18 protein-coding genes are annotated in these 23,635 nt (G+C 75.6%); 10 read left to right on the top strand and 8 right to left on the bottom strand.

Annotated features, from left to right (window positions below; genetic code table 11):
• Position 1 precedes the first annotated feature (1 nt).
• From hypE to BUE43_RS15790, 8 genes are all read right to left on the bottom strand, one after another.
• Entirely contained in the window at positions 2 to 1,051 is a 1,050-nt protein-coding gene (gene hypE / locus BUE43_RS15825) for a hydrogenase expression/formation protein HypE (protein ID WP_073483725.1), read from the bottom strand.
• A 1-nt stretch (position 1,052) separates the two neighbouring features.
• Positions 1,053 to 2,168: a hydrogenase formation protein HypD gene (gene hypD, locus BUE43_RS15820; protein ID WP_073483723.1), complete on the bottom strand. Its 1,116-nt coding sequence runs from the start codon at positions 2,166 to 2,168 to the stop codon at positions 1,053 to 1,055.
• Positions 2,165 to 2,443, bottom strand: coding sequence for a HypC/HybG/HupF family hydrogenase formation chaperone (locus BUE43_RS15815; RefSeq protein ID WP_073483721.1), 279 nt, complete (start codon positions 2,441 to 2,443; stop codon positions 2,165 to 2,167). Before BUE43_RS15815 ends, hypD begins: the two co-directional genes overlap by 4 nt.
• A 5-nt stretch (positions 2,444 to 2,448) precedes the next feature.
• Positions 2,449 to 4,764, bottom strand: a complete 2,316-nt coding sequence (hypF, locus tag BUE43_RS15810; protein ID WP_073483719.1) for a carbamoyltransferase HypF — start codon at positions 4,762 to 4,764, stop codon at positions 2,449 to 2,451.
• Positions 4,765 to 5,164: 400 nt separating this feature from the next.
• Positions 5,165 to 6,067 (bottom strand): carbamate kinase, encoded by a 903-nt coding sequence (locus tag BUE43_RS15805; protein WP_073483952.1) that lies wholly within the window; start codon positions 6,065 to 6,067, stop codon positions 5,165 to 5,167.
• Positions 6,064 to 7,008 (bottom strand): ornithine carbamoyltransferase, encoded by a 945-nt coding sequence (argF, locus tag BUE43_RS15800; RefSeq protein ID WP_073483717.1) that lies wholly within the window; start codon positions 7,006 to 7,008, stop codon positions 6,064 to 6,066. The genes BUE43_RS15805 and argF overlap by 4 nt, the downstream gene beginning before the upstream one ends.
• Positions 7,009 to 7,026: 18 nt before the next feature.
• Positions 7,027 to 8,268, bottom strand: a complete 1,242-nt coding sequence (locus tag BUE43_RS15795) for an arginine deiminase (protein WP_073483715.1) — start codon at positions 8,266 to 8,268, stop codon at positions 7,027 to 7,029.
• A gap of 31 nt (positions 8,269 to 8,299) precedes the next feature.
• Entirely contained in the window at positions 8,300 to 9,721 is a 1,422-nt protein-coding gene (locus BUE43_RS15790) for an amino acid permease (RefSeq protein ID WP_073483713.1), read from the bottom strand.
• A 314-nt stretch (positions 9,722 to 10,035) separates the two neighbouring features.
• Between BUE43_RS15790 and BUE43_RS15785 the strand changes: the two genes are divergently transcribed.
• The 10 genes from BUE43_RS15785 to BUE43_RS15725 all read left to right on the top strand — a co-directional run bounded on the left by BUE43_RS15785 (position 10,036) and on the right by BUE43_RS15725 (position 23,625).
• Positions 10,036 to 10,275 (top strand): hypothetical protein, encoded by a 240-nt coding sequence (locus BUE43_RS15785; protein WP_073483711.1) that lies wholly within the window; start codon positions 10,036 to 10,038, stop codon positions 10,273 to 10,275.
• 128 nt (positions 10,276 to 10,403) lie between these two features.
• Positions 10,404 to 13,517, top strand: coding sequence for a cation-translocating P-type ATPase (locus BUE43_RS15780; RefSeq protein WP_073483709.1), 3,114 nt, complete (start codon positions 10,404 to 10,406; stop codon positions 13,515 to 13,517).
• The gene (locus tag BUE43_RS32775) at positions 13,480 to 15,075 is read left to right on the top strand and encodes a universal stress protein (protein ID WP_083959716.1); all 1,596 of its coding nucleotides are present in this window, start codon (positions 13,480 to 13,482) and stop codon (positions 15,073 to 15,075) included. Before BUE43_RS15780 ends, BUE43_RS32775 begins: the two co-directional genes overlap by 38 nt.
• Positions 15,076 to 15,233: 158 nt before the next feature.
• Positions 15,234 to 15,851, top strand: a complete 618-nt coding sequence (locus BUE43_RS15755) for a CBS domain-containing protein (RefSeq protein ID WP_073483707.1) — start codon at positions 15,234 to 15,236, stop codon at positions 15,849 to 15,851.
• A gap of 191 nt (positions 15,852 to 16,042) precedes the next feature.
• A complete protein-coding gene (locus tag BUE43_RS15750) occupies positions 16,043 to 17,044 on the top strand; it encodes an Acg family FMN-binding oxidoreductase (RefSeq protein WP_073483704.1) in 1,002 nt (333 codons plus the stop codon).
• Between the two features lie 218 nt (positions 17,045 to 17,262).
• The gene (locus tag BUE43_RS35770) at positions 17,263 to 17,661 is read left to right on the top strand and encodes a hypothetical protein (RefSeq protein ID WP_073483702.1); all 399 of its coding nucleotides are present in this window, start codon (positions 17,263 to 17,265) and stop codon (positions 17,659 to 17,661) included.
• Positions 17,658 to 20,354, top strand: coding sequence for a bifunctional acetate--CoA ligase family protein/GNAT family N-acetyltransferase (locus tag BUE43_RS15740; RefSeq protein ID WP_073483700.1), 2,697 nt, complete (start codon positions 17,658 to 17,660; stop codon positions 20,352 to 20,354). The genes BUE43_RS35770 and BUE43_RS15740 overlap by 4 nt, the downstream gene beginning before the upstream one ends.
• A gap of 591 nt (positions 20,355 to 20,945) precedes the next feature.
• Positions 20,946 to 21,701 carry a CoA transferase subunit A gene (locus BUE43_RS15735; RefSeq protein WP_073483698.1) on the top strand — a complete coding sequence of 252 codons (756 nt, stop codon included), beginning with the start codon at positions 20,946 to 20,948 and terminating at the stop codon, positions 21,699 to 21,701.
• Complete coding sequence (locus BUE43_RS15730) at positions 21,701 to 22,435, top strand: CoA transferase subunit B (protein WP_083959715.1); 735 nt, start codon at positions 21,701 to 21,703, stop codon at positions 22,433 to 22,435. Before BUE43_RS15735 ends, BUE43_RS15730 begins: the two co-directional genes overlap by 1 nt.
• Positions 22,435 to 23,625 (top strand): thiolase family protein, encoded by a 1,191-nt coding sequence (locus tag BUE43_RS15725; RefSeq protein WP_073483696.1) that lies wholly within the window; start codon positions 22,435 to 22,437, stop codon positions 23,623 to 23,625. The genes BUE43_RS15730 and BUE43_RS15725 overlap by 1 nt, the downstream gene beginning before the upstream one ends.
• The last annotated feature ends 10 nt before the right edge of the window (positions 23,626 to 23,635 follow it).

Here is a 23,635-nt window from a genome sequence, read left to right as displayed (position 1 = left end):
TTCAGCAGATACGGGGAAGCTGCTCGCCGACGAGCACGTCGACGACGCGGTGCGACCCGACGAGGGTCCGGGCGCGCACCCGGTGCGCCGGGTCGTCGACGACCCGGCCGACGACCACGGCCGAGGCGCCCTCCGGCCGCGCCCGCATCGCGTCCAGGACGGCCGGCGCGACCGCCGGGTCGACCACCGCCACCAGGCAGCCCTCGTTGGCCACCTGCAGCGGGTCGAGGCCGAGCAGGTCGCAGGCGGCGGCCACCGGCGGGGGCACCGGGAGGTCGGCCTCGACGAGCTCGACGCCCACCGCCGAGGCCGCGGCGATCTCGGTGAGGGCGCTGGCCAGCCCGCCGCGGGTGGGGTCGCGCAGGGCGTGCACCCCCCGGCCGCCGGCGGCGAGCATGGCCGCCACCAGCCGGTGCAGCGGCCGGGTGTCGGAGGCGATCTCCGCCTCGAAGCCCAGCCCCTCGCGGGCGGACAGGATCGCCGTGCCGTGCAGGCCGATCGGGCCGGACAGCAGGACCAGGTCGCCGGGGCGGGCGCCCCGCGCCGACGGATCGGCGTCGGCCGTCGGGACGCCGAGTCCGGTGGTGGTCAGGTAGATCCCGTCGGCTCCGCCGCGCTCCACCACCTTGGTGTCCCCGGTGACCACCGGGACGCCGGCGGCGCGGGAGGCGTCGGCGACCGAGGTGGTGATCCTGCGCAGTTCCTCGATCGGCAGCCCCTCCTCCAGCACGTAGGCCAGGCACAGCGCCACCGGGCGCGCGCCCCGCATGGCCAGGTCGTTGATGGTGCCGTGCACGGCGAGCGCGCCGATGTCCCCGCCGGGGAAGAACCGGGGGGTGACGACGAAGCTGTCGGTGGTCAGCACCACGCGGGCCGGGCCGAGGTCCAGCGCGGCGGCGTCCTCCACCAACTCCGCGCCGCCCAGGGCCGGGGCGATGACCTCACGCAGCAGCTCGGCCATCAGCTGACCGCCGGACCCGTGCCCGAGTCGCACGTGTTCGGTCTCCGGCTGGCTCGTGGGGCAGCTCGTCGTCAGGGCGGAGGTGCTCATCTCACTCTCCTGCTCGCGCGGGGGCGGGCTCGGGGCGACGCCCGGCGTTGTGGAAGGCCGCGCAGGTGCCCTCGCTGGACACCATCGGCGCCCCCAGCGGGGTGCGCGGGGTGCAGCGCGTGCCGTAGGCGGCGCACTGGGTGGGCAGCACGGTGCCGAGCAGGATCTCCCCGGCGATGCAGTCCGGGTTCTCGCGGGTGGTCAGCCCGGCGGGGGCGAAGCGCCGCTGGGCGTCGAAGGCCGCGTACTCGTCGGTCAGCGTCAGACCGCTGCCGGGAATGGAGCCGATGCCCCGCCAGTCCCGGTCGGTGACCCGGAAGACCCGGCGCACGGCCCGCTGCGCCTCGGTGTTGCCGGTGCGGCGCACCGAGCGGACGTACTGGTTCTCGACCTCCGCGCGGCCCCGCTCCAACTGCCGGGTGGCCATGAGGATGCCCTCCAGCAGGTCGAGGGGCTCGAACCCGGTGACCACGATCGGCACCCGGTAGGCGGCCGCGATGGGCTCGTACTCGGTCCAGCCCATCACCGTGCACACGTGGCCCGCCGCCAGGAACGCCTGCACCTGGTTGTCCGGGGAGTCCAGGATCGCGGTGATCGCCGGGGGCACGAGGACGTGGCTGACCAGCACGCTGAAGTTGTCGATGCCGGCGGCCGCCGCGCGCAGGACGGCCATGGCGTTGGCCGGCGCGGTCGTCTCGAACCCCACGGCGAAGAAGACCACCTGCCGGTCGGGGTGCCGCTCGGCGACGCGCACCGCGTCCAGCGGGGTGTAGACGACCCGGACGTCGCCGCCGCGGGCGCGGACCCCGAGCAGGTCGCCGTGGGTGCCCGGGACCCGCAGCATGTCGCCGTAGCTGGTGAGGACCACCCCGGGCCGCGCGGCGATGTCGACGGCCCGGTCGACCATCGCCAGCGGGGTGACGCACACCGGGCAGCCCGGCCCGTGGATCATGCGCATCCCGGCGGGCAGCAGCTCGTCGATGCCCTGCCGCACGAGGGTGTGGGTCTGCCCGCCGCAGACCTCCATGATCGCCCAGGGCCGGGTCGCGGTGGCCGCCAGCTCGGCGAGCAGCCGGCGGGCCAGCACCGGGTCGCGGTACTCCGCCAGGTACCTCATGTTCCGCCCTCCTCGGGTTCCGGGCCCAGTTCGGCGTCCAGGGCGTCGGGCATCGCGCGGAGCACGGCCAGGGTGCGGGCGGCCTCGGCCTCGTCCACCCGGCTGATCGCGAACCCGACGTGGACGATCACGTGGTCGCCGACCTCCGCCTCCGGTGTGTAGGCCAGGCAGACCGCTCTGCGCACACCCCCGAAGTCGACCGTCCCCGTGCGCAGGTCGGGACGGTCCGGCGGGGCGTCGACGGTCACGATCCGTCCGGGCACGCCCAGGCACATGCGCCTCACCCTCCCGTGAGCACGGCCGCCGCCACGGCCGCCTGGCCGAAGCTGAGCCCGCCGTCGTTGGTCGGCACCTGCCCCGGCAGGTGGGTGGTCAGGTCGAGGGCGGCGAGGCGGTCCAGCACCAGCCGGGTCAGCCGCTGGTTCTGGAACACCCCGCCGCCCAGGCACACCGTCCGCACGCCCGTCGCGGCGGCGGCCTGCTCCACCAGGGCCGCGGTCGCCTCGGCGACCGCGGTGTGGAAGCGCGCGGCCACCTCGGCCACCGGCGCCTCCCGGGACGCCGTCAGCACGTCGCGCAGGGTCGGCAGCGGGTCGTACACCCACAGCCCGTCCCGCCGGACCAGGCGCCAGGCCAACGCGCGGAGATCGCCGCGCCCGTGGGCGGCGGCCTCCAGCCGGACCGCGGCCTCGCCCTCGTAGCTGACCGCGCCGCCCAGGCCGAGCAGGCAGGCCACGGCGTCGAACAGCCGTCCGGCGCTGGAGGCCGGTGGGCAGTTGACCCCTCGGTCGATCATGCGCCGGACCAGCTCGACCTCGCCGCGGGGCAGGCGGCCCAGCGGCCCGTCGGCCGGGAGCTCCGGAGCCGGCGAGCCCAGCGGCTCGGCGCCGAGGAGGTAGCCCAGCGCCGTCCGGGCCGGGCGGCGGACCGCCGCCTCGCCGCCCGGCAGCGGGGCCCGGCCGAACCGGCCCACGCGCCGGTAGCCGGTGAGCGAGGCGAGCAGGATCTCCCCGCCCCACAGGGTGCCGTCGTCGCCGAGCCCCAGGCCGTCGTAGGCGACGCCGAGGAAGGGGCCGCGCAGGCCGTGCTCGGCCGCCGTGGCCGCGACGTGGGCGTGGTGGTGCTGGACGGCGAGGCGTCGCGACGCGGGGCGGCGGCGGGCGTACTGGCTGGACAGGTAGCCCGGGTGCGCGTCGTGGACGACGACGTCGGGGTCCACCGCGTGCAGCCGGGTGAGCTGGCGGATCGTCTCGTGGAAGGCGTCGAGGGTGTCGGCGTCGGCGAGGTCGCCGACGTGGGGTCCCAACACCGCGTGGTCGCCGTCGACCAGGGTGACCGTGTTCTTGAGGTGCCCGCCGACGGCCAACAACGGCCGCGGGCTGGGGACGGGCAGGGTGCGGGGCGCCGGCGCGTAGCCGCGCGCCCGCCGCACCGTCGTGGGCCGGCCGGCCACCACCCGGCACACCGAGTCGTCGTAGCGGGCGGTGATCGGGCGGTCGTGGGCCAGGACTCCGTCGGTGAGCGGCCCGAGCCGGGTCAGCGCCGGCCGGTCCTCGGTCGCGATCGGCTCACCGGACCGGTTGCCGCTGGTCACGACCAGCGGGCGGGCGAGGTCGGCCAGCAGCAGGTGGTGCAGGGGGCTGTAGGGCAGGAAGACGCCGAGGACGGGCAGATTGGGCGCGACCGCGGCGGCGACCGGCGCGTGGTCCCGCCGGGGGAGCAGCACCACCGGCCGGGCCGGCGAGCCCAGCAGCGCCGCGGCCTCCTCGTCGAGCGGCACGAGCCGGTCGGCGGCCCGGAGGTCGCCCACCATGATCGCGAACGGTTTGCCGGGCCGGTGCTTGGCGGCGCGCAACCGGGTGAGCGCCGCCTCGGCGGACGCGTCGCACACGAGCTGGTAGCCGCCGATGCCCTTGACCGCGACCAGCCCGCCGCGGGCGATGGCGTCCTCGGCGGCGGCCAGCGCGTCGACGCCGACGTCCGCGGGCTCGTCGGCCCCCGCCGGGTGCCACGCCAGGCGCGGCCCGCAGTCGGCGCAGGCGATCGGCTCGGCGTGGAACCGCCGGTTGGCCGGATCGAGGTACTCGGCTCGGCAGGCCGAGCACATCGGGAACCGGCTCATCGTGGTGCGGGCCCGGTCGTAGGGCAGGTCCTCGATGACGGTCGCCCGGGGCCCGCAGTCGGCGCAGTTGAGGAACGGGTAGCGGTGCCTGCGGTCGGCGGGGTCGAACAGCTCCCGCACGCAGGCCGCGCAGGTCGCCAGGTCCGGGGGGACCTCGGGGACCGCTCCGGTCGCCGCGCCGCTGGCGACGACCCGGAAGCCGGCCTCGGGCACCGTCGTGGCCGGCAGGTCGGTGACGAGGAGCCGGCTGATCCTGGCCGCCGGCGGCGCTTCGGCGACCAGCCGGTCGGACAGCGCCGCCAGCTCGGGGTCGGCGCCCCTGACCCGGATCTCCACGTGGCCGCCCGCGTTGCGGACGTCCCCGGCCAGGCCCATGGCGGTCGCGAGGCGGTAGACGAACGGTCGGAACCCCACGCCCTGCACCGTGCCGTGCACCTCGATGCGGGCCGCCCGCGAGGTCGTGGCGGTCGCCATGGGCTGACCGTTCCACCGCCCAGGAGATCTCGCCATGCCCGCAGGTTTCCGTTCACCGCTTCGAGTAGCCAGGGGCCAAGGTCCCTTGCCGCGCGGGGTCGGCGGCGCGCGGTGCGGTCGGCTTCGGCGACGAGGACGGGAGATCGAGCCCCGGGCCCGGCCCCCTGCGAGGCGGCGGCGCAGGTCGGCGGAAGCCGCCTCGCGGTGGGCGGTCCGGGTGCTCCCTCCGCCGGTGTTGGGCCACTCCGAGCGGCCAGACCGGCGGCCCCGCACGACGCGTGGTGACCGGGCGGGCGGATCACCGTCGGGTGGGTGCGCGGCGCAGCGACCGAGTGCCGTGTGGGCCGCCGGCGGCTGGGGGGTCGCCCGGCTCCGGCGTGGTGAACGCCGTCGCCGGATGTCATCCGGTCACCCGGGTGCCGGCACGGCCGGCGAGGACGTCCCGCGCTCGGGTCAACTGGCCGATCGCGGCGAGGCCGCCCGTCCGGGCGAACCGGGCGCACGCCTCGACCTTGGGGCCCATGGAGCCGGCGGGCAGGTCCAGCTCGGCCAGCTCGGCCGCCGACGCGCGGGCGACCAGCTCCGGTGCGGGGGAGCCGAAGCCCCGCAGGACGCCGGGGACGTCGGTCAGCAGGAGCAGCGCGTCGGCGTCGAGCTGGGTGGCGAGCAACGCGGCCACCAGGTCCTTGTCCACGACCGCCTCCACCCCGCGCGGTCGGCCCTCCGCGTCGAGGGCGACGGGTGTGCCTCCGCCCCCTCCGGTGACCACCAGGCACCCGTCGGCCAGCAACCGGCGCAGGACGGCGGTCTCGGGGATGCCGGTGGGTTCCGGCGACGGCACGACCCGGCGCCAGGCGCGCCCGTCCGGTCGCAGCTCCCACCCGCGGTCGGCGGCCAGCCGCTCGGCCTCCGCCCGCGGGTACTGGGGCCCGATGAACTTGGTCGGGTGGGCGAACGCCCGGTCGTCGGGGTCGACCGCGGTGCGGCTGAGCACCGCCACCACCTCGCGGTCCGGCAGCTCCGCGTGCAGCGCGTTGACCAGCCAGTAGCCGATCATGCCCTGGGTCTCGGCCACCAGGACGTCCAACGGGTAGGGGCGCTCCAGGTCCCGGTCCGCCGCGCTCTCCAGCGCGAGCATGCCGACCTGGGGGCCGTTGCCGTGCACCACGAGCACCTCGTGCTCCCGGGCGAGCCCGGCCAGGGCCGCCGCCGCGGCCCGGACGTTCTCCATCTGCACGGCGTGGTCGGGGCGCTGGCCCCGCCGCAACAACGCGTTCCCGCCGAGGGCGGCGACGACCCTCACCAGCCACGCTCCGCGCCGCGCAGCGTCCGGCACAACAGGGCGTACAGCACCGCCTGGGCGACCGGGCGCCGGTTGGCGGCCTGGCGGAACACCACCGAGTTCGGCCCGTCCATCACCTCGTCGGTCACCTCGATCCCGCGGTGGGCCGGCAGGCAGTGCAGGAACACCGCCTCCGGCCGGGCCAGCGCCATGAGGTCCGCGTCCACGCGGAAGGCCGACAACGCGGCCCGCCGCGCCCCGGCCTCCTCCGGCGCGTCGCCCATCGACAGCCAGACGTCGGTGTAGACCGCGCTGGCGCCGCGCGCCGCGGCCCGGGGGTCGTTCACGAGCTCCACCGCGCTGCCGGTCATGGCCGCGATCTTCTCCGCCGCCATCAGCTCCAGCGGGTCGGGCGGGTAGTTCTCCGGGGTGGCGAGGGTGATGTCCACTCCGGACAGCGCCGCCGCCTGCGCGAGGCTGACGGCGACGTTGTTGCCCGCGCCGACGTAGGCGACCCGCCGCCCCCGCAGGTCGGAGAACACCTGGTGGAGGGTGAACAGGTCGGTCAGGCTCTGCAGGGGGTGCTGGCCGTTGGTGAGCGCGTTGACCACCGGAACCGTGGCGGCGTCGGCGAACTGGGCGAGCTGCTCGTCCGACGAGCCGCGGACCACGATCGCGGCCACGTAGCCGGACAACACCCGCGCGGTGTCCTCCAGGGACTCGCCGCGCGAGAGCTGGAGCTCGCCGGGGCTGATCGTCAGCGGGGTGCCGCCGAGTCGGGCGACCGCGGCCTCGGTGGACACCCTGGTCCGGGTGGAGGGCCTGGTGAAGTACAGCGCGACCACCTGGTTGTGCAGGAAGGCGGGGTGGTGGTCGGGGTCCTCGGCGAACAGCGCGGCCAGCCGCATCAGCTCGCGCACGTCGTCGGGCGTGAGGTCGGCGGTGGTGAGCAGGTCCTTCACGGGGATCGTCTCCTGGTCTCAGAGGGAGTCGCGGTGGACGGGGCAGCTCATGCAGCGGGGGCCGCCGCGACCCCTGCCGAGCTCGCCGCTGGGAATGGTGATCACTTCGATGCCGTGCCTGCGGAGCATCGTGTTGGTCGTGACGTTGCGCTCGTAGGCGACGACGACGCCGGGGGCGATCGCGAGCACGTTGTTGCCGTCGTCCCACTGCTCCCGCTCGGCCGCCCGCACGTCCTGCTCGGCCTGGAGCACGCGCACGCCGCCGAGGCCGAGCCACGCGCCGACGGCGGCGAACAGGTCGTCGTTCTCCCGGACCTCCGGGCGGGCCGCGCCGGCGCCGCGGCTGGGGCGGAGGGTGAACGAGCGCAGCCGCCCCAGGCCGGGGTACACGGCGAAGGCGTCGGTGTCGACCATGGTCATCACGGTGTCCAGGTGCATGAACGCCCTCGTCCTGGGCAGCCGCACCGCGATGACCGCGCGGGCGGCCCCGCTGTCGAACAACCGCTCGGCCAGCAGCTCGACGGCCTCCGCCGTGGTGCGCTCGCTCAGCCCGACCATCACCACGCCCTGGCCGAGCACGTGCACGTCGCCCCCTTCGAGGCTGGGCGCGCCGTTGTCCGGGGTGAGCCACCGCGGCGCGTCCGAGGCGGCGAACAACGGGTGGAACCGGTACACGGCCTCCACGTGGGTGGACTCCCTGCGCCGGGCGGGTTTCGCCATCGGGTTGAGGGTCACCCCGCCCAGCAGCCAGCAGGACGGGTCGCGGGTGAACAGGTGGTTGGGCAGCGGGGGGAGCAGGAACTCGTCCGGGCCGGTGCTGGCCGCCTGCAGGCTCGACCCGTCCGGCACGCCGAGCTCGCGCCGGGTGATCCCGCCGACCAGGGTGTCCACAAGGGACACCGGGTCCATCGCCGCGCAGGCCTCGCGCAGCGCGGGGCCGACGCCCCGGGAGGAGAACACCCGGTCGAACACCCACTCCCTGGCCTCGTCCTGCTTCAGCGTCTCCGCGAGCAGGTCGCCGAACAGGTGCACGAGGACACCGCGTTCCCGCAGGGTGTCGGTGAACACGTCGTGCTCCTGCCTCGCCCGGCGCGTCCACAGGACGTCGTCGAACAGCAGTCCGTCCTTGTTGGACGGTGTGAGCCGGAGGAGTTCCAGTCCGGGGCGGTGCAGGATGACGCGCCGCAGGCGCCCCACCTCGTTGTCCACTGTGGAGCGCGGCGCCGCGCCTCCGTCGTTGTCGGCCGTCGTCGGCTTCATCGCACGTCCTCCGTCGTCGGGTCGGGGTTGGTCACGCGGTCAGCGCGGAGTCGCGGGGGCGGCTGCTCTCGACGGGCGCGTCCGGCTCGCTCCGCGCGCACGACGGCGGGGTTTCGGCGGGGCCACGCCGTTCGCGTCGGCGGTGGTGGAGCCAGACGTAGACCGGCATGCCCGCCAGGAGCAGGAGCGTGCCCCGGAACACGACGTCCCGCCCGGCCCCGGCGATCGCCCACAGCGAGTAGCCGAACGCCAGCAACGCGACCGCTCCTCGCGCGACGCGGCGCCGGGGGACCCCGGGCTCCCCCTCGGTGGCCAGCAGCATCAGGTCCGCCATGGCCGAGTAGGCGTAGGGGACCAACGTGGTGAACGTGGCCAGCAGGATCACGAAGCTGAACTGGTCCACCAGGCTCGCCGTGTAGTTCGTCAGCACCAGCAGGGTGACCAGGACGCTGGAGAGCACCAGGCCGAACACCGGCGTGCCGTCGCGGCTGGTGCGGGCGAACACGGCGGGGAACAGGCCGTCCCTGGCCGCGGCCATCGGCACCTGGCCCTGGAGCAGCACCCAGCCGTTGAGCGCGCCGAACGCCGCCACCGCGGCCCCGGCGGCGACCACCGAGCCGGCCCAGCCGCCGAACAGCGCCGCGGCGGCGTCCGCGAACGGCGCCGTCGAGGCGGACAGCCTCTCGCGGGGGACCACGCCGAGCACGCCCACCGTGCCCAGCACGTAGATCAGCGCGGTCACGACGGTGCCGACCACGGTCGCCCGGGGAATCGTCCGGGCCGCGTCCCGCACGTCGCCGGCGGGCACGGTGGCCGACTCGATGCCGATGAACGCCCACAGGGTGAGCGCGGCCGTGGCCGCCACCGCCCCGACCCCGCTGTCCCCACTGGCGTTGAACGGCGTGAAGTGGGCGGGTTCGAGCAGGAACGGCCCGACGACCGCGACCGCGAGGAGGGGCGCCAGCTTGAGCGCGGTGGTGACGAGCTGCACCACGCCGCCCTGGCGGGTGCCGAGCGCGTTGACGGCCGTGACCCCCCAGATCGCGGCGAGGGCGGTGAGCGCGGCCAGCGGCCGGTCGGTGGCCAGCGCGGGCCAGAAGTGGGCGAGGGAGCCCACCAGCGCCACGGCGATCGCCGCGTTGCCGGCCCAGACCGCGATCCAGTACCCCCACGCCGTCTGGAACCCGAGGAAGTCGCCGAAGGCGCGCCGGGTGTAGGCGTAGGGGCCGCCCACGTCGGGGTGGGACCGGCCGAGGCTGGCGAACACCAGGGCCAGCAGCACCGCGCCGGTCGCGGTCGCCAACCAGCCGACGACGCTGATCCCGCCGTAGGCGGCCAGCGCGCTGGGCAGGAGGAAGACCCCGGAGCCCACCATGTTGCCGACCACGAGCGCGGTCGCCGCCCACGGCCCCAACGCGCGACCCGGTGTCGGGGACGCCTGGTTCGCTGCCATTGCGTTCCTTTCGACGGTGCCGTCGGACTCGGGAGCCGAGGACACGGCTGGCTGCGGCACGACGGGGTTCAGCACAGCCGAGGAGGAGCACGGGCCACCCGGGGCGCAGGTACCGAGCCGGCCGGGTCGAAGGTCCCCGTCGCCGACGGGGCGGGGGCCACCCGCGGAAGCGGGTGGCCGGGTGCGACGTCGGGGCCGCTCGCCCCGGTCGTCTCGGGACGTTCGCGATCCGCGGTGGGACCTTGGTCCGTGTCGTGGCCGGGCGGCGCTTCCTAGCGTGGGAGGGGACAGGAACCGGCTCCGAGGAGGCCGTCATGCGCACCGGGCCAGCGACGCCGCCGGGGGAGTACCCGGGTGTGGCCGTCCAACGGCAGCTCGACGACTACGCCGGGCCGCGCCACTGGGCGGCCCACGTGTCGGGTGGACGCGTCACCGTGCGCGGGAGCTTCGCCGACGAGGCGGAGCGCCGGGTCGTGGTGGCGCTGGTGCGCGCCGTGCCCGGCGCCGAGTCGGCTGAGGTCGTGCTCGTGCCCGACTCCGACCCGACGCGGTGACCACGGCCCTGGCCTGACTATTAGCCCATACTGGCCTGACTATTAGTCCATAGTGGACGGTTCGGTGCGACCAGGGCTCGTCGCCGTGGCGGTCTCCTGGCCTCGGCGCCAACCGGTAGGAGGAGCTCGTGTGGCAGCGGACCACCCCCGCGACGGGGCCGGCGGAGACGGCGCCGCCTCCGCACCACCTGACGCCGCCCGAACTGGCCCGACAACTGGCGACCTCGCCGGAGGCCGGGCTGACCGAGGCGGAGGCCGCGCGCCGGCGGGAGCGCCTCGGGCCCAACGCCCTGACCGCCTCCGACCACGACGGCCCGCTGCGCCGCCTCGGCCAGCAGTTCACCAGCCCGCTGATCCTCGTGCTGCTGGCGTCCGCCGCGATCACCGGCGCGCTCGGCCAACTCGTCGACGCGGCGGTCGTTCTCGGCGTCGTCCTGCTCAACGCCGTCATCGGCTTCCTCCAGGAGTCCCGGGCCCAGCGCGCGCTGGACGCCCTGGCCCGCATGGCCCGCACCGAGGCCAAGGTGCTGCGCGACGGCGTCGCGCGCCGGGTGGCCGCCGAGGACCTCGTCCCCGGCGACCTCGTCCTGCTCGACGCCGGCGACCGGATCCCGGCCGACGTGCGGTGGACCCGGGTGAGCGCGGCGGAGGTCGACGAGTCCGCGTTGACCGGGGAGTCGGCGCCGGTGGGCAAGGACGTCGCGCCGCTGCCCGTGGCCACCGAACTGCCGGACCGGACCAACATGGGGTACTCCGGCACCGTCGTGACCAGGGGCGGCGGCCGGGCGGTCGTGGTCGCCACCGGCGCGAGCACCGAACTGGGCCGCATCCACCGGCTGGTGGCCAGGGCGAGCCCGACCCAGACCCCGTTGACCAGGAAGCTGGTCGGTTTCAGCCGGCAGCTCACCGCGGTCATCGTGGCGCTGGCCGCCCTGGCGGTCGCGGTGGGCGTCTGGCGGGGCAGCCCGTGGGGCGAGATGGTCACCGCTGCCGTCGCCCTCGCCGTCGGCGCCATCCCCGAGGGCCTGCCGGCCGCGGTGACGATCGTGCTCGCGATCGGCGTGGTGCGGATGGCCCGGCGCAACGCGGTGGTCCGCCACCTGCCCGCCGTGGAGACCCTGGGCAGCACCACGGTGATCTGCACCGACAAGACCGGAACCCTGACCACCGGCGCGATGACGGTGACCGGGGTGCTCGCCGGCGGCCGCCGCTACGACGTCGACGGGAGCGGCTACGAGCCGCGGGGCGAGGTGCGCACCGGCGGGCGGGTCGTCAGCGCCGACGGCGAACCCGCGTTGCGGGAGTGCCTGCTGGCCGGAGTGCTGTGCAACGACGCGCGACTGCAGTCCACAGTGGACGGATGGCGGCACGTCGGCGACCCCACCGAGGTCGCCCTGCTCGCCGCGGCCGTCAAGGCCGGGCTCGACCTGGCGGCGGTCCGGTCGTCGGCGCCCAGGGCGGACGTGCTGCCGTTCGAGTCCGACCGCCGCTACATGGCCACCGTCCACAGTGGGCGGAACGGGCTGGCGGCGGGGTACGTCAAGGGGGCCGTCGAGCGCGTGCTGGCCCGCTGCGACGACGAACTCGGGCCGGACGGGGCGGTCGGCGTCCTGGACCGGGCGCGGGTGCGCGCGGACGCCGACCGGCTGGCGGAGCGGGGCCTGCGCGTGCTGGCCCTGGCGCGGTTCGACGTTCCCCCCGGCTTCGGGGCGCTGACCGAGGACACCCTGCCCCGCCTGACCCTGGTCGGGCTCCAGGCGATGCACGACCCACCCCGCCCGGCGGCGGGGGCGGCGGTGTCGGCCTGCCGCGACGCCGGCGTCGAGGTCAAGATGATCACGGGTGACCACCCGGGCACCGCCCGCGCCGTCGCCGCCGAACTCGGCCTCCACCCGCGCTCCGACGCCGAGGCGTCGCCGGTGCTGACCGGAGCGCACCTGGCGCGGTGCGCGGACGACGAGCTGGCCGAGGCCGTCGAGGCCACGACGGTGTTCGCGCGGGTGTCGCCGGAGCAGAAACTGCGCCTGGTGGAGTCGCTGCAACGCCGCGGCCACGTCGTCGCGATGACCGGGGACGGCGTCAACGACGCGCCCGCCCTGCGTCGGGCCGACATCGGCATCGCGATGGGCCGGGACGGCACCGAGGCGGCCAAGGACGCGGCGGACATGGTGCTCACCGACGACGACTTCGCCACGATCGAGGCGGCCGTGGAGGAGGGGCGCGGGGTCTTCGACAACCTGCGCAAGTTCATCGCGTGGACGCTGCCGACCAACATCGGCGAGGGGCTGGTGATCCTGGTCGCCGTCCTGCTCGGCGCGACCCTGCCGATCCTGCCCGCGCAGATCCTGTGGATCAACATGACGACCGCGGTCCTGCTCGGCCTGACGCTGGCGTTCGAGCCGAAGGAGCCGCACGTCATGCGGCGCCCGCCGCGCGACCCGGACCAGCCGTTGCTGACCGCCGACCTGGTGCGCCGGGTCCTGCTGGTCTCCCTGGTCCTCGTGGCCGGGTCGTTCGCCGCGGTCGAGTGGGAGCTGGCCGCCGGGGCCGACCTGGCCACCGCGCGGACGGTCGCGGTCAACGTCTTCGTCGCCGTGCAGGTCGCCTACCTGCTCAACTGCCGTTCGCTGGAGCGGTTCGCGCCGATCCGCCGACGGGGCCGCAACCCCTGGATCGCCGCGGGGGTGGTCGCCATGGCGGGCCTGCAACTGCTGATGACCTACACGCCGGCGATGAACCACGTGTTCCACACCGCCCCGCTGGGCGCGGGGGCGTGGGCGCGCGTGCTGGGCGTCGCGGCGCTGGCGTTCGTCGTGGTCGAGGTCGACAAGCTCGTCTGGCGAGGCCGGGACCTCCGGGCCGGGCGCCGCACACCCCCCGCTGTCCGCACGCCGGCGGCCCGCCGCGGTGACGGCGCGCCCGGCCAGGTCATCCGCGCGGCCGGGGTGTCACACCCCGGCCGGGCCCCCGACGGCGACCCCCACCGGGAAGAGGCGGTGTCGCCCTGGCTCCCGGTGTCTCCGTCCGGTCGGGTCGACCTCCGGTGGCGGACGCGTTCCCCGCGCCGGCCAGGGGTACTCAGCCGGCCAGACAGGCACTCCGAACCCGCCGAACGCCGGACGTTCCGGTCGCTGTCCCTGGTCCGCCGACGGCGGCCGAAGGGCAACCCGCGCTGTTCCGGACAGACACCCATCGGAGGAACCGATGCCAGTACCCACCGTCGCCTCGGTGATGACGCGTGACGTGGTCACCATCAGCGAGGACACGCGCTTCAAGGACATCGTGGCGTTGCTGACCGACCGGGGGATCAGCGCGGTCCCGGTGACCGACAGCGACGGCCAGCTCGTCGGTGTCGTGTCCGAGGCCGACCTGCTCGCCAAGGAGGAGTACCGGGCCGGGCTCGACCGCGCGCCGACGCTGCTGCCCACGCCCGACCCGGAGGAGGGCTCCCGCAGGGCGGAGGGGCTCACGGCCGGCGACGTGATGACCCGCGGCGCCGCCTGCGTCCGGCCGGACGACCCGGTCGTGGCGGTGGCCCGTCGCCTCGCCCAGGCCAACGTGCGCCGGATGTTCGTCCTGGACGAGACCGGTCAGCTCGTCGGGGTGGTCGCCCGTCGCGACCTGCTCCGCCTCTACCTGCGCCCGGACGAGCGGGTTCGCGACGACGTGTGCGAGCTGCTCGGCGAGGTCGTGGGGGGCGACGCGACCGGGATCGAGGTCCGCGTCGACCACGGTGTCGTGACCCTCCGCGGCTCGATGCCGACACACGCCCAGGGAGAACGGGTGACGCGCGCTGTTCGCGCCCTTCCCGGCGTGGTGGGGGTGGAGGACGGGCTCACCCGGAGTGACGCGGAGGCGCCCGTGTCACCCGCTGGCGGTGGTGCCGCCCTGTCCGAGGAGCGCCAGGCGGGCGGACGGGGCCGGGACGCGGAGCATCCGACGCCGCCGGTGGTCGTGGGTGTCTCGGGGATCGAGGAGGAGGACGCCCCGGTGGTGGCGTGGGCGGCCGAGGAGGCGGCCCGCCGCGGCGCCGCGCTGCGGCTGGTCCACGTGTACGTTGCCCTGCCCTACACCACCCCGGTCATGCTCAACGGGCCGATCCCGCCCCTGGACGACGAGGCCGTGCGCGAGGCGGGCCGCGCCGCCCTCGACCGGGCGGCGAACCAGGTCCGGGCCACCCACCCGGCGCTGGACCTGGGCACGGAGCTGACCGGCGGGCAACCCGAGCTGGCCCTCCGGACGGAGTCGGCCACGGCGTCGCTGCTCGTCCTCGGCGCCCACCACCACGGGCCGCTCGCCGAGGCGGTGCTCGGCTCGACGGCCGGCGCCATGAGCGTGACCTCGGCCTGCCCGGTGGTCGCCGTCCCCGTCGACCGGCAGCCGTCCGCGCCGGACGGGCCGGTCGTCGTCGGGGTCGACGACCCCGGAACCGCGCGGGCGGCCGTGGAGTTCGCCGTCGCCGAGGCGTCCCGGCGGGGTGTGGACCTGCACGCCGTGCACTGCTGGGCCGGGCAGGCGGCGCTGGGCGGGGAGGTCCCGGACGAGCCGGAGCGCCACGAGCAGGTGCTCGCCGAGGCGACCGCGGAGCTGGCCGAACGGTGGCCGGACGTCCGCCTGCACACCACCTCGGTGCGCGGGGACGCGTTGTCCGAGCTCCTGCGGCGCTCGGACGACGCGGCGCTGCTGGTGGTGGGCACGCACGGACGGCACCGCCTCGGCGCGGTCGTCCTCGGCTCGGTGAGCCGGGCGCTGTTGCGCTCCGCCCGCTGCCCGGTGGCGGTGGTGCGGCCGCGGGGTTGACCCGCCGCGCGGCGGCGGCCGGGATGCGGCGGGCCCGGGCCGAGCGGCCGGATCGGCAGGGCTGAAAGTCCTCGTCAGGTGGGGTCCGAAGCGCGCGGCCCCACCGGTTCCGCGGGCTTAGCGTCGGTGGTGCTGGGGGACGACGGAAGGAACCAGTCATGCGAGTTCAGGACATCATGACCCGTCCCGTCACGACGGTTCGCCCGGAGACGACGGTGCGGGAGGCGGCCACCCTGCTGGCCGTGAACGGGTTCACCGCGCTGCCGGTGGTGACCGACGAGGACGAGGTCGTGGGCATCCTCACCGAGATGGACGTGATGCGGAACCGCATCCAACGCGACCCCCGCAGCCAGTTGCTGCGCGAGCCGTCGCCGGACCAGCCGCCCCCGGCGACCGTCGGGGACGTCATGAGCAGCCCGGCCCTCACCATGCCGCGGTGGGCCGACGTGGCCGAGATCGTCAAGGTCATGATCGACCGGGGTGTCCGCAGCATCCCGGTCACCGACGGCGCCCGGCTGGTCGGCATCGTCACCCGGCGGGACGTCGTGCGCACCCTCACCCGGGACGACGCCACGATCGAGGCCGACGTGCGGCACCGCCTGGAGATCTACGGCGGCTTCGACCGGTGGTCCGTGCGGGTCCGCCAGGGCGTGGTGACCATCGGCGACGTCTTCGACGACCCCACCGACGAGCACGTGGCCCGGGTCCTCGCCCAGGCCGTACCGGGCGTGACCCACGTCGAGATCCACCGCCCGCAGGTGGGCCAACAGGCCTGACGGCCCACCGGCCGACCGCACGACACCAGCGGGGTCGGGCGTGACCGGCGAGGATGGAGGACGAGCTGGTCCGCCACCGCCCCGGCCGCCGGCGACCGGGAGGCCACACCCCGACCGGTGACGACGCGGAAACCGGGTGCCGTCGCGGAAACACCAGCGGAAGCGGCACCCCGACGGGAGGGAGGCCCGCCATGACCGCGCTTCCCGAGGCCCTGGGCCTGAGCCCCGACCAGGTCGAGGCGGTGCTCGTCGCCGCGGCGTCCGCGCCCTCCGTGCACAACACCCAGCCGTGGCGGTTCCGCCTGAGCGACGACAGCGTCGAGGTGCACGCCGACCCGGAGCGCCGGTTGCCAGTGGTGGATCCCGACGACCGCGAGCTGCGCCTGTCGTGCGGCGCGGCCCTGTTCAACCTGCGGCTGGCCGTCGAGTCCCACGGCGTGCGACCACTGGTCAGCCTGGTGCCCGACCACGCGCGCCCGAGCCTGGTGGCGGTGGTCCGCCGGGGCGGCCCGGCGCGGCCGAGGCGGGAGCTGGACGAGCTGGTGCGCGCGATCCCGCTGCGCCGCACGAACCGGCTGCCGTTCCTGGACCAGCCCGTGCCCGAAGGGCATCGGCGGCCGCTGGTGGAGGCGGCCGAGGCGGAACGGGCGTGGCTGCACGTCGTCCGCGACCGGGAGCAGCGCGCGGAGTTGCGGGCGATGGTGGTCCGGGCCACCGAGCTGTTGCACGCCGACCCCGAGTACCGGGCGGAACTGGCCCGGTGGACCGGTCGGGAGCCGAACCGGACCGACGGTGTGCCGTCCTCCGCCGGCGGCCCGCGCCGGGAGCCGCAGGACGAGTGGGTGCTGCGGGACTTCACCGGCGGTCAGGCCCGCCCCCGGCTGACCGGCAAGGACTTCGAGGACGACCCGCTGCTCGTGGTGCTCTGCTCCCACTACGAGGGCCGCGTCGCCGAGGTCCAGACCGGCCAGGCGATGGAACACGTGCTGCTCACCGCCACCGCGCTGGGCCTGGCGGTGTCGTTCCTGTCCCAGGTGATCGAAGTGCCCTCGGTGCGCGACGAGCTCCGCCGGATGGTCGGCGGGGGGCTGGAGCCGCAGACGGTGCTGCGGATCGGGTTCGGGTCCCCGGTGCCGGCGGTGCCCCGCCGCCCGGTGGCCGAACTCCTCGTGCGGGACAGCGCGGCCGGCTGACCACCGGAGGGAACCCCGCACCGGTGCGACGCGGACCCGGGGAACCAGGAAGGCCGAGGAGGCCGAGATGCGTGCCAGGGACCTCATGACCCGCCCGGTCATCACAGTCACGCCCGACACCCCGGTCAGGGCCGCCGCCGCGCGCCCACGGCTTCCGCGCCCTGCCGGCGGTCGACGGTGACGAGCGGCTCGTCGGCATCGCGACCCGCAGGGATCTCGTGCGGGCCCTGGTGAGGGAGGACGTGACCACCGAGGCGGAGGTGCGCCACCGGCTGGCGGTCTACGGCGGCTTCGACCGGTGGACCGTGCGGGTCGACCAGGGCGCGGTCACGGTCGACGACGAGCTCGACGACCCCGTCGACCGGAACGTCACCACCGCGCTCGCCCTGGCCGTGCCCGGCGTGCGGGAGGTGCGGGTGCGGGGAACCGAGCGGGCCGGGGGCGGGGCTGACGTGCCGGCGGCCACCACCAGGCCCAGCGACAGACCGCGGTCCGCGGGAGACGACCCCGGCGGGGTCGGGCCGATGGTCCCGTCGAGTGAGGACCAAAGCGGGCAGGACGCGAGGTCGCCGACGCCTAGCGTCGGCGACAGCGACGATGAGGGAGTACCGCCATGACGGCTCTCGCCACCACCCCACCCACCGCCGTGCGCGCCGTCCTCGCCGACGGCCGCGTGGTCGACGTCCGCGGGCTGGGACCGGCCGACCAGGACGACCTGGCCCGCCTGCACGCCGAACTGCCCGAGCGGGACCAGTTCCTGCGGTTCTTCACCCCGCGCCCGGTCGGCCTGGACGCCCTGTTCGCCCGCCTGGTCCAGACCGAGGACGCGCACCGCCTCGCCCTGGGCGCCCACCTGGGCGGCCGGCTCGTCGGGGTGGCGCACTGCGAGGTGCTCGCCGACCCCGCCGAGGCCGAGGTCGCGCTGGTCGTGGACCACCGGCAGCAGGCCCACGGCGTGGGCACCCTCCTGCTGGAGCACCTGGCCTCGGCCGCCAGGGAACGCGGTGTCCGGCGGTTCGTGGCCGAGGTGCTGGCGGAGAACGCGCGGATGCTGCGCGTGTTCACCGACGCCGGCCTGCCGCTGTCGGTGCGCCGGGAGGCCGGGACGCTGCACGTGACCCTGCTGCTGGACCCGGTCGAGGGCTACCTGGAGGCCGTCGGGGAACGGGAGCGGAACGCGGACGTGGCCAGCCTGCGGGGCCTGCTGCGACCGCGCTCGGTCGCGGTGGTGGGCGCGAGCCGGCGTCGTGACTCCATCGGCAACGCGGTCCTGCGCGGCCTCCTCGCCGGCGGGTTCACCGGGGCCTGCCACGTCGTGAACCCGCACGCCTCCGAGGTCGAGGGCGTGCCCTCGGTGCCCTCGGTCCGGGACCTGCCCGAGGGCGTGGACCTCGCCGTGCTGTGCGTGCCGGCGCACGCGGTGCCCGAGGTGGCCGAGGAGTGCGGGCAGCGCGGGGTGCGGGCGTTGGTGGTCATCACCGCCGGGCTCACCCAGCGCGGTGACCTCGCGGACGGGCTGCTGGCCGCGGTGCGCCGGCACGGGATGCGGCTGGTGGGGCCGAACTGCCTGGGCGTGGTGAACACCGACCCGCTGGTCCGGATGAGCGCGACCTTCGCCCGTGGCCCGGCCCCGGCCGGCCGGGTGGGGGTGGTGACCCAGTCCGGTGGGATGGGCATCGCCCTGCTGGACCAGCTCGCCGCCGTCGGCCTCGGGGTGTCCACCCTCGTCTCCACCGGCGACAAGTACGACGTCAGCGGCAACGACCTGCTCATGTGGTGGCAGCACGACGACGACACCCGGGTCGCCGTGCTCTACCTGGAGTCCTTCGGCAACCCCCGCAAGTTCGCCCGGCTGGCCCGCCGGCTGGCCGCCCGCAAACCGGTCGTGGCGGTGCGGGTGGGCACCAGCGAGGTGGCGCGCCGGGCGGCCGCCTCGCACACCGCCGCGGCCGCCACCCCGGCCGCCACCAGGGACGCCCTGTACGAGCAGGCCGGGGTGATCGCGGTGGACGACCTCAGCGAGGTGCTGGCGGTGACCTGTCTGCTGAGCTGGCAGCCGCTGCCGGCCGGCTCCCGGGTCGGGGTGATCAGCAACGCGGGCGGGGCGGGTGTGCTGGCGGCGGACGCGTGCGCCCGGTACGGGCTGGTGCTGCCGGAACTGGACGAGCGAACCCGCGCCGGGTTGGCCGAGGCGCTGCCCGAGCACGCGGGCGTGGCCAATCCGGTCGACACCACCGGCGGGGCGAGCGCGGAGGTCTTCGCCCGGTGCCTGCGGCTGGTGTGCGCCGACCCGAACGTGGACGCCGTGCTCGTGTTGGCCGCGCCCACCGCGGTCGCCACGCCGATCGACGCGGTGGCCCCCGCTGTCGCCGAGGCGGGGCCGGACCTGGGGAAACCGGTGCTCGCGGTGCACGTCGGCCAGCTCGACGTGGTGCGCCCGCTGCCGGTCGCCGCGACCGGCGGGACCGTGCCCGCGTTCGCCGATCCCGCGCTGGCCGCGCGGTCGCTGGCCGCCGTGGCCCACTACGCCGCCTGGCGGGAACGCCCGGCCGGCGCCGTGCCGGACCTGGCCGGCATCGACGTGGACGCCGCACGCGCCCTCGTCGCCGACCACCTCGCGACCAACCCCGAGGGCGGGTGGTTGGACCCCGCCGCGACCCTGCGGCTGCTCGGCCACTTCGGCATGCCGATGGTGCCCGCCACGGTGGCCCGCGACGCCGACGCGGCGGTCGCCGCAGCACGCGACTGCGTCGGCCCGGTCGCCGTCAAGGCCGTCGCCACCAACCTGCTGCACAAGAGCCGGGGCGGCGGTGTCCTGCTCGGTCTCCGCGACGACCGCGAGGTCCGCGCCGCCGTGGCCCGGCTGGGCGACCGGTTCGGCGACGACCTGACCGGCGTGCTGGTGCAACCCATGGCCGAACCCGGCCGGGAACTGCTGGTCGGGGTGAGCAACGACGGCGTGTTCGGGCCGCTGGTCGTCCTCGGCCTCGGCGGGGTCGACACCGACCTGGTGGCCGACCGCGTCTGTCGGCTGGTCCCGCTCACCGATCGCGACGCGGTCGAGATGGTGGGCCGGCTGCGGGCGGCGCCCGCCCTGCTGGCCGACCACGCGGCGGGCCGCTTCGATTTGGCCGCCGTGACCGACGTGCTGCTGCGCGTGGGACGGTTGGCGGAGCTGGTGCCGGAGGTCGCCGAGCTGGACCTGAACCCGCTCGTGGTGCGCTGGCGCGGAGCCCAGGGCGTGGACGCCCGGGTGCGGCTGCGACCCCGGGAGGCCACCGACCCGTTCCTGCGCCGCCTCCGCGCGTGAATCTGCTCCAGCGGCGGACGCGCCCCGGCTGCTGCGCGCCAGCCGGGGCGCGTGCCGGCTGTGCGGGATGGGCTCGCCAGGAACGGGCGCCCCGCCAGGGCGGAATCCGTCGGTAGCCGGCCGGCCCGGTGGTGGTCCCGATGCCCAGCTCGGCGTGAGGGCGGCGCGGGGTGTCAACCGGATCTGTCATCCGGGGAACGCGTTCGACTGTCTGACTGCTGTCCGGATGCGCTGAGCCCCGGGGGTTCCGCGCTGAACTGGCGCTCGAACAGGCATCTCTGCGTTTCGCATCCCCGCACGCGGTGTGCCTGCCGCCTTCACCAGGTCCGTCCGGGCGTGCCCGGAGTGCGCCCGCACGGCCCATAACGAGGTGGTGGGGGCTGGTGGCGGGTGGGTGGGCGTCCCGGCACGACCAAGACTGACCGGTGCCGGGGCGGACGAGCGCGACCTGCTGGAACGCGGGGGTGCGAACGGGACCGTTGACAGCGATCGGCCGGGGGACCAGACTCGGCGGGGCCAATTGTGAACGAAAGTTCACTGGGCGAACACCCGGTGGCGCCGTCCACCCCGGACTGATCGGAGCGCGTGCGGATGGACAAGGTGGTGGCCACCGCGGCCGAGGCGGTCGCCGACGTGTGGGACGGCGCGTCCTTCGCCGTCGGGGGCTTCGGGCTCAGCGGGGTGCCCACCGTGCTGGTGCGCGCCCTGTACGAGACCGGGGTGCGGCGGATCAGCGTGGTGTCCAACAACTGCGGCGTCGACGGCGCGGGCCTCGGCGTCCTGCTGGCGGCCGGCCGCATCGCCAGGGTCACCGCCTCCTACATCGGGGAGAACAAGGAGTTCGCCCGGCAGTACCTCGGCGGTGAGCTGGAGGTCGAGCTGGTGCCGCAGGGCACGCTCGCCGAGCGGCTGCGGGCCGGCGGCTGCGGCATTCCGGCCTTCTTCACCCCGGCCGGGGTCGGCACGGCGGTGGCCGAGGGCGGCCTGCCCTGGCGCTACGCCGCCGACGGGTCCGTCGCCGTGGCCTCCCCGGCCAAGGAGGTCCGCGCGTTCGACGGGACCGACTACGTCATGGAACGCGGCATCACCACCGACTTCGCGCTGGTCAGGGCCGCGCGCGGCGACCGGCACGGCAACCTCGTGTTCAACCGGTCCGCGCGGAACTTCAACCCGCTGGCCGCGATGGCCGGCCGGATCGCGGTGGCCGAGGTCGAGGAACTGGTCGAGCCGGGGGAGCTGGGCCCCGACGAGATCCACCTGCCCGGGGTGTTCGTCCAGCGCGTGCTGCCGCTGACCCCCGAGCAGGCGGCCGACAAGCAGGTCGAGAAGAGGACGGTGCGCGGCTGATGGCCTGGAACCGGGAACAGATCGCCGCGCGCGCGGCCGCCGAGCTCACCGACGGCTCCTACGTCAACCTCGGCATCGGGCTGCCGACCCTGGTGTCCAACCACCTGCCCGCCGGCGTGCACGTCGTGTTGCAGTCGGAGAACGGCATCCTGGGCGTGGGCCCCTACCCGCACGAGCACGAGGTCGACCCCGACCTGATCAACGCGGGCAAGGAGACGGTCACCGTGCTGCCCGGCGCGGCCTTCTTCGACTCCGCCCTGTCGTTCGGCATGATCCGCGGCGGCCACGTCGACACCGCGATCCTGGGCGCGATGCAGGTCTCGGCCGCCGGCGACCTGGCGAACTGGATGGTGCCCGGCAAGCTGGTCAAGGGCATGGGCGGCGCGATGGACCTGGTCCACGGCGTCCGCCGGCTGATCGTGGTCATGGAGCACACCGCCAAGGACGGCACGCCGAAGATCGTCGAGGAGTGCGCGCTGCCGCTGACCGGCCGGCGCTGCGTCCACCGGATCATCACCAACCTCGGCGTCCTGGACGTCACCGCCGACGGGCTCGTCCTCGTGGAGACCGCCGAGGGGGTCAGCGCCGAGGAGGTCCTGGCCCGCACCGCCGCCCCGGTGCGGCTCGCGCCCGAGCTCAACGCCGCTGCCGCCGGTGTCGCCGGTGTCGTCAACGCCGCCGGTGTCGCTGGTGTCGCCGCGTCCGCCACGGCCCACGAGAGCAGGGAGCACTGATGATCGAGCGCCCACGCGACGTCTACGTCGTCGACGCCGTCCGCACGCCCATCGGCCGCTACAACGGCATGCTCGCCTCGGTGCGCCCCGACGACCTCGCCGCCGGGGTGCTGCGCGCGCTGCTCGACCGCTCGCCCGACCTGGACCCCGCGCGGATCGGCGACGTCGTCTTCGGCAACGCCAACGGCGCCGGCGAGGAGAACCGGAACGTGGCGCGCATGGCCGTGCTGCTGGCCGGACTGCCCGCCACCGTGCCCGGCGTGACCGTCAACCGGCTGTGCGGCTCCGGCATGGAGGCCGTCATCCAGGCCGCCCGCGCCGTCGCGCTGGGCGACGCCTCGATCGTGGTCGCCGGCGGCGTGGAGTCGATGACCCGCGCCCCCTGGGTGCTGCCCAAGCCCGAGCGGGCGTTCCCTGCCGGCGACCAGCGGCTGGTGTCCACGACCCTGGGCTGGCGGCTGGTCAACCCGCGCATGCCGGCCGAGTGGACCGTCGCCCTCGGCGAGGGCGCCGAGCTCATCGCCGACAAGTACGGCATCACGCGTGAGGCCCAGGACGAGTTCGCGTTGCACAGCCACCGCCGCGCGGCCGTGGCCTGGCGCGAGGGCCAGTACGACGCCGAGGTGGTCCCCGTCGACGGCGTCGAGGCCAGCCGCGACGAGTGCATCCGCGACGACACCTCGTTGGAGGCCCTGGCCAGGCTCAGGACGGTGTTCCGCGCCGACGGCACCGTCACCGCGGGCAACTCCTCCCCGCTCAACGACGGCGCCGCCGCCCTGCTGCTCGCCGACGAGGAGGGCGTGCGCGCCCTGGGCCGCGAGCCGCTGGCCCGTGTGGTCACCAGCGCGGTCACCGGCATCGAGCCGCAGCACTTCGGCCTCGGCCCGGTCGAGGCCAGCCGTCGCGCCCTGGCCAGGGCCGGCCGTTCGTTCGACGACCTCGCCGTGGTCGAGCTCAACGAGGCGTTCGCCGCCCAGGCGCTGGGCTGCCTGACCGCGCTGCCCGAACTCGACCCCGGCATCGTCAACCCGCGCGGCGGGGCGGTGGCGCTGGGCCACCCGCTGGGCGCCTCCGGCGCCCGCCTCGCCGGCGCGGTCGCCCACCAGCTCGCGCAGGCCGGGTCCGGCACCGGCCTGGCCACGTTGTGCATCGGCGTGGGCCAGGGCCTCGCGCTGGTGCTCGAACGCTGACCCCCGCCCG

Source organism: Streptoalloteichus hindustanus, from assembly GCF_900129375.1.
In the GTDB taxonomy this organism is placed as follows: Bacteria; Actinomycetota; Actinomycetes; order Mycobacteriales; family Pseudonocardiaceae; genus Streptoalloteichus; species Streptoalloteichus hindustanus.
Note: the sequence above shows the minus strand (reverse complement) of the source record. Positions and strands in the feature narration are given on the sequence as shown.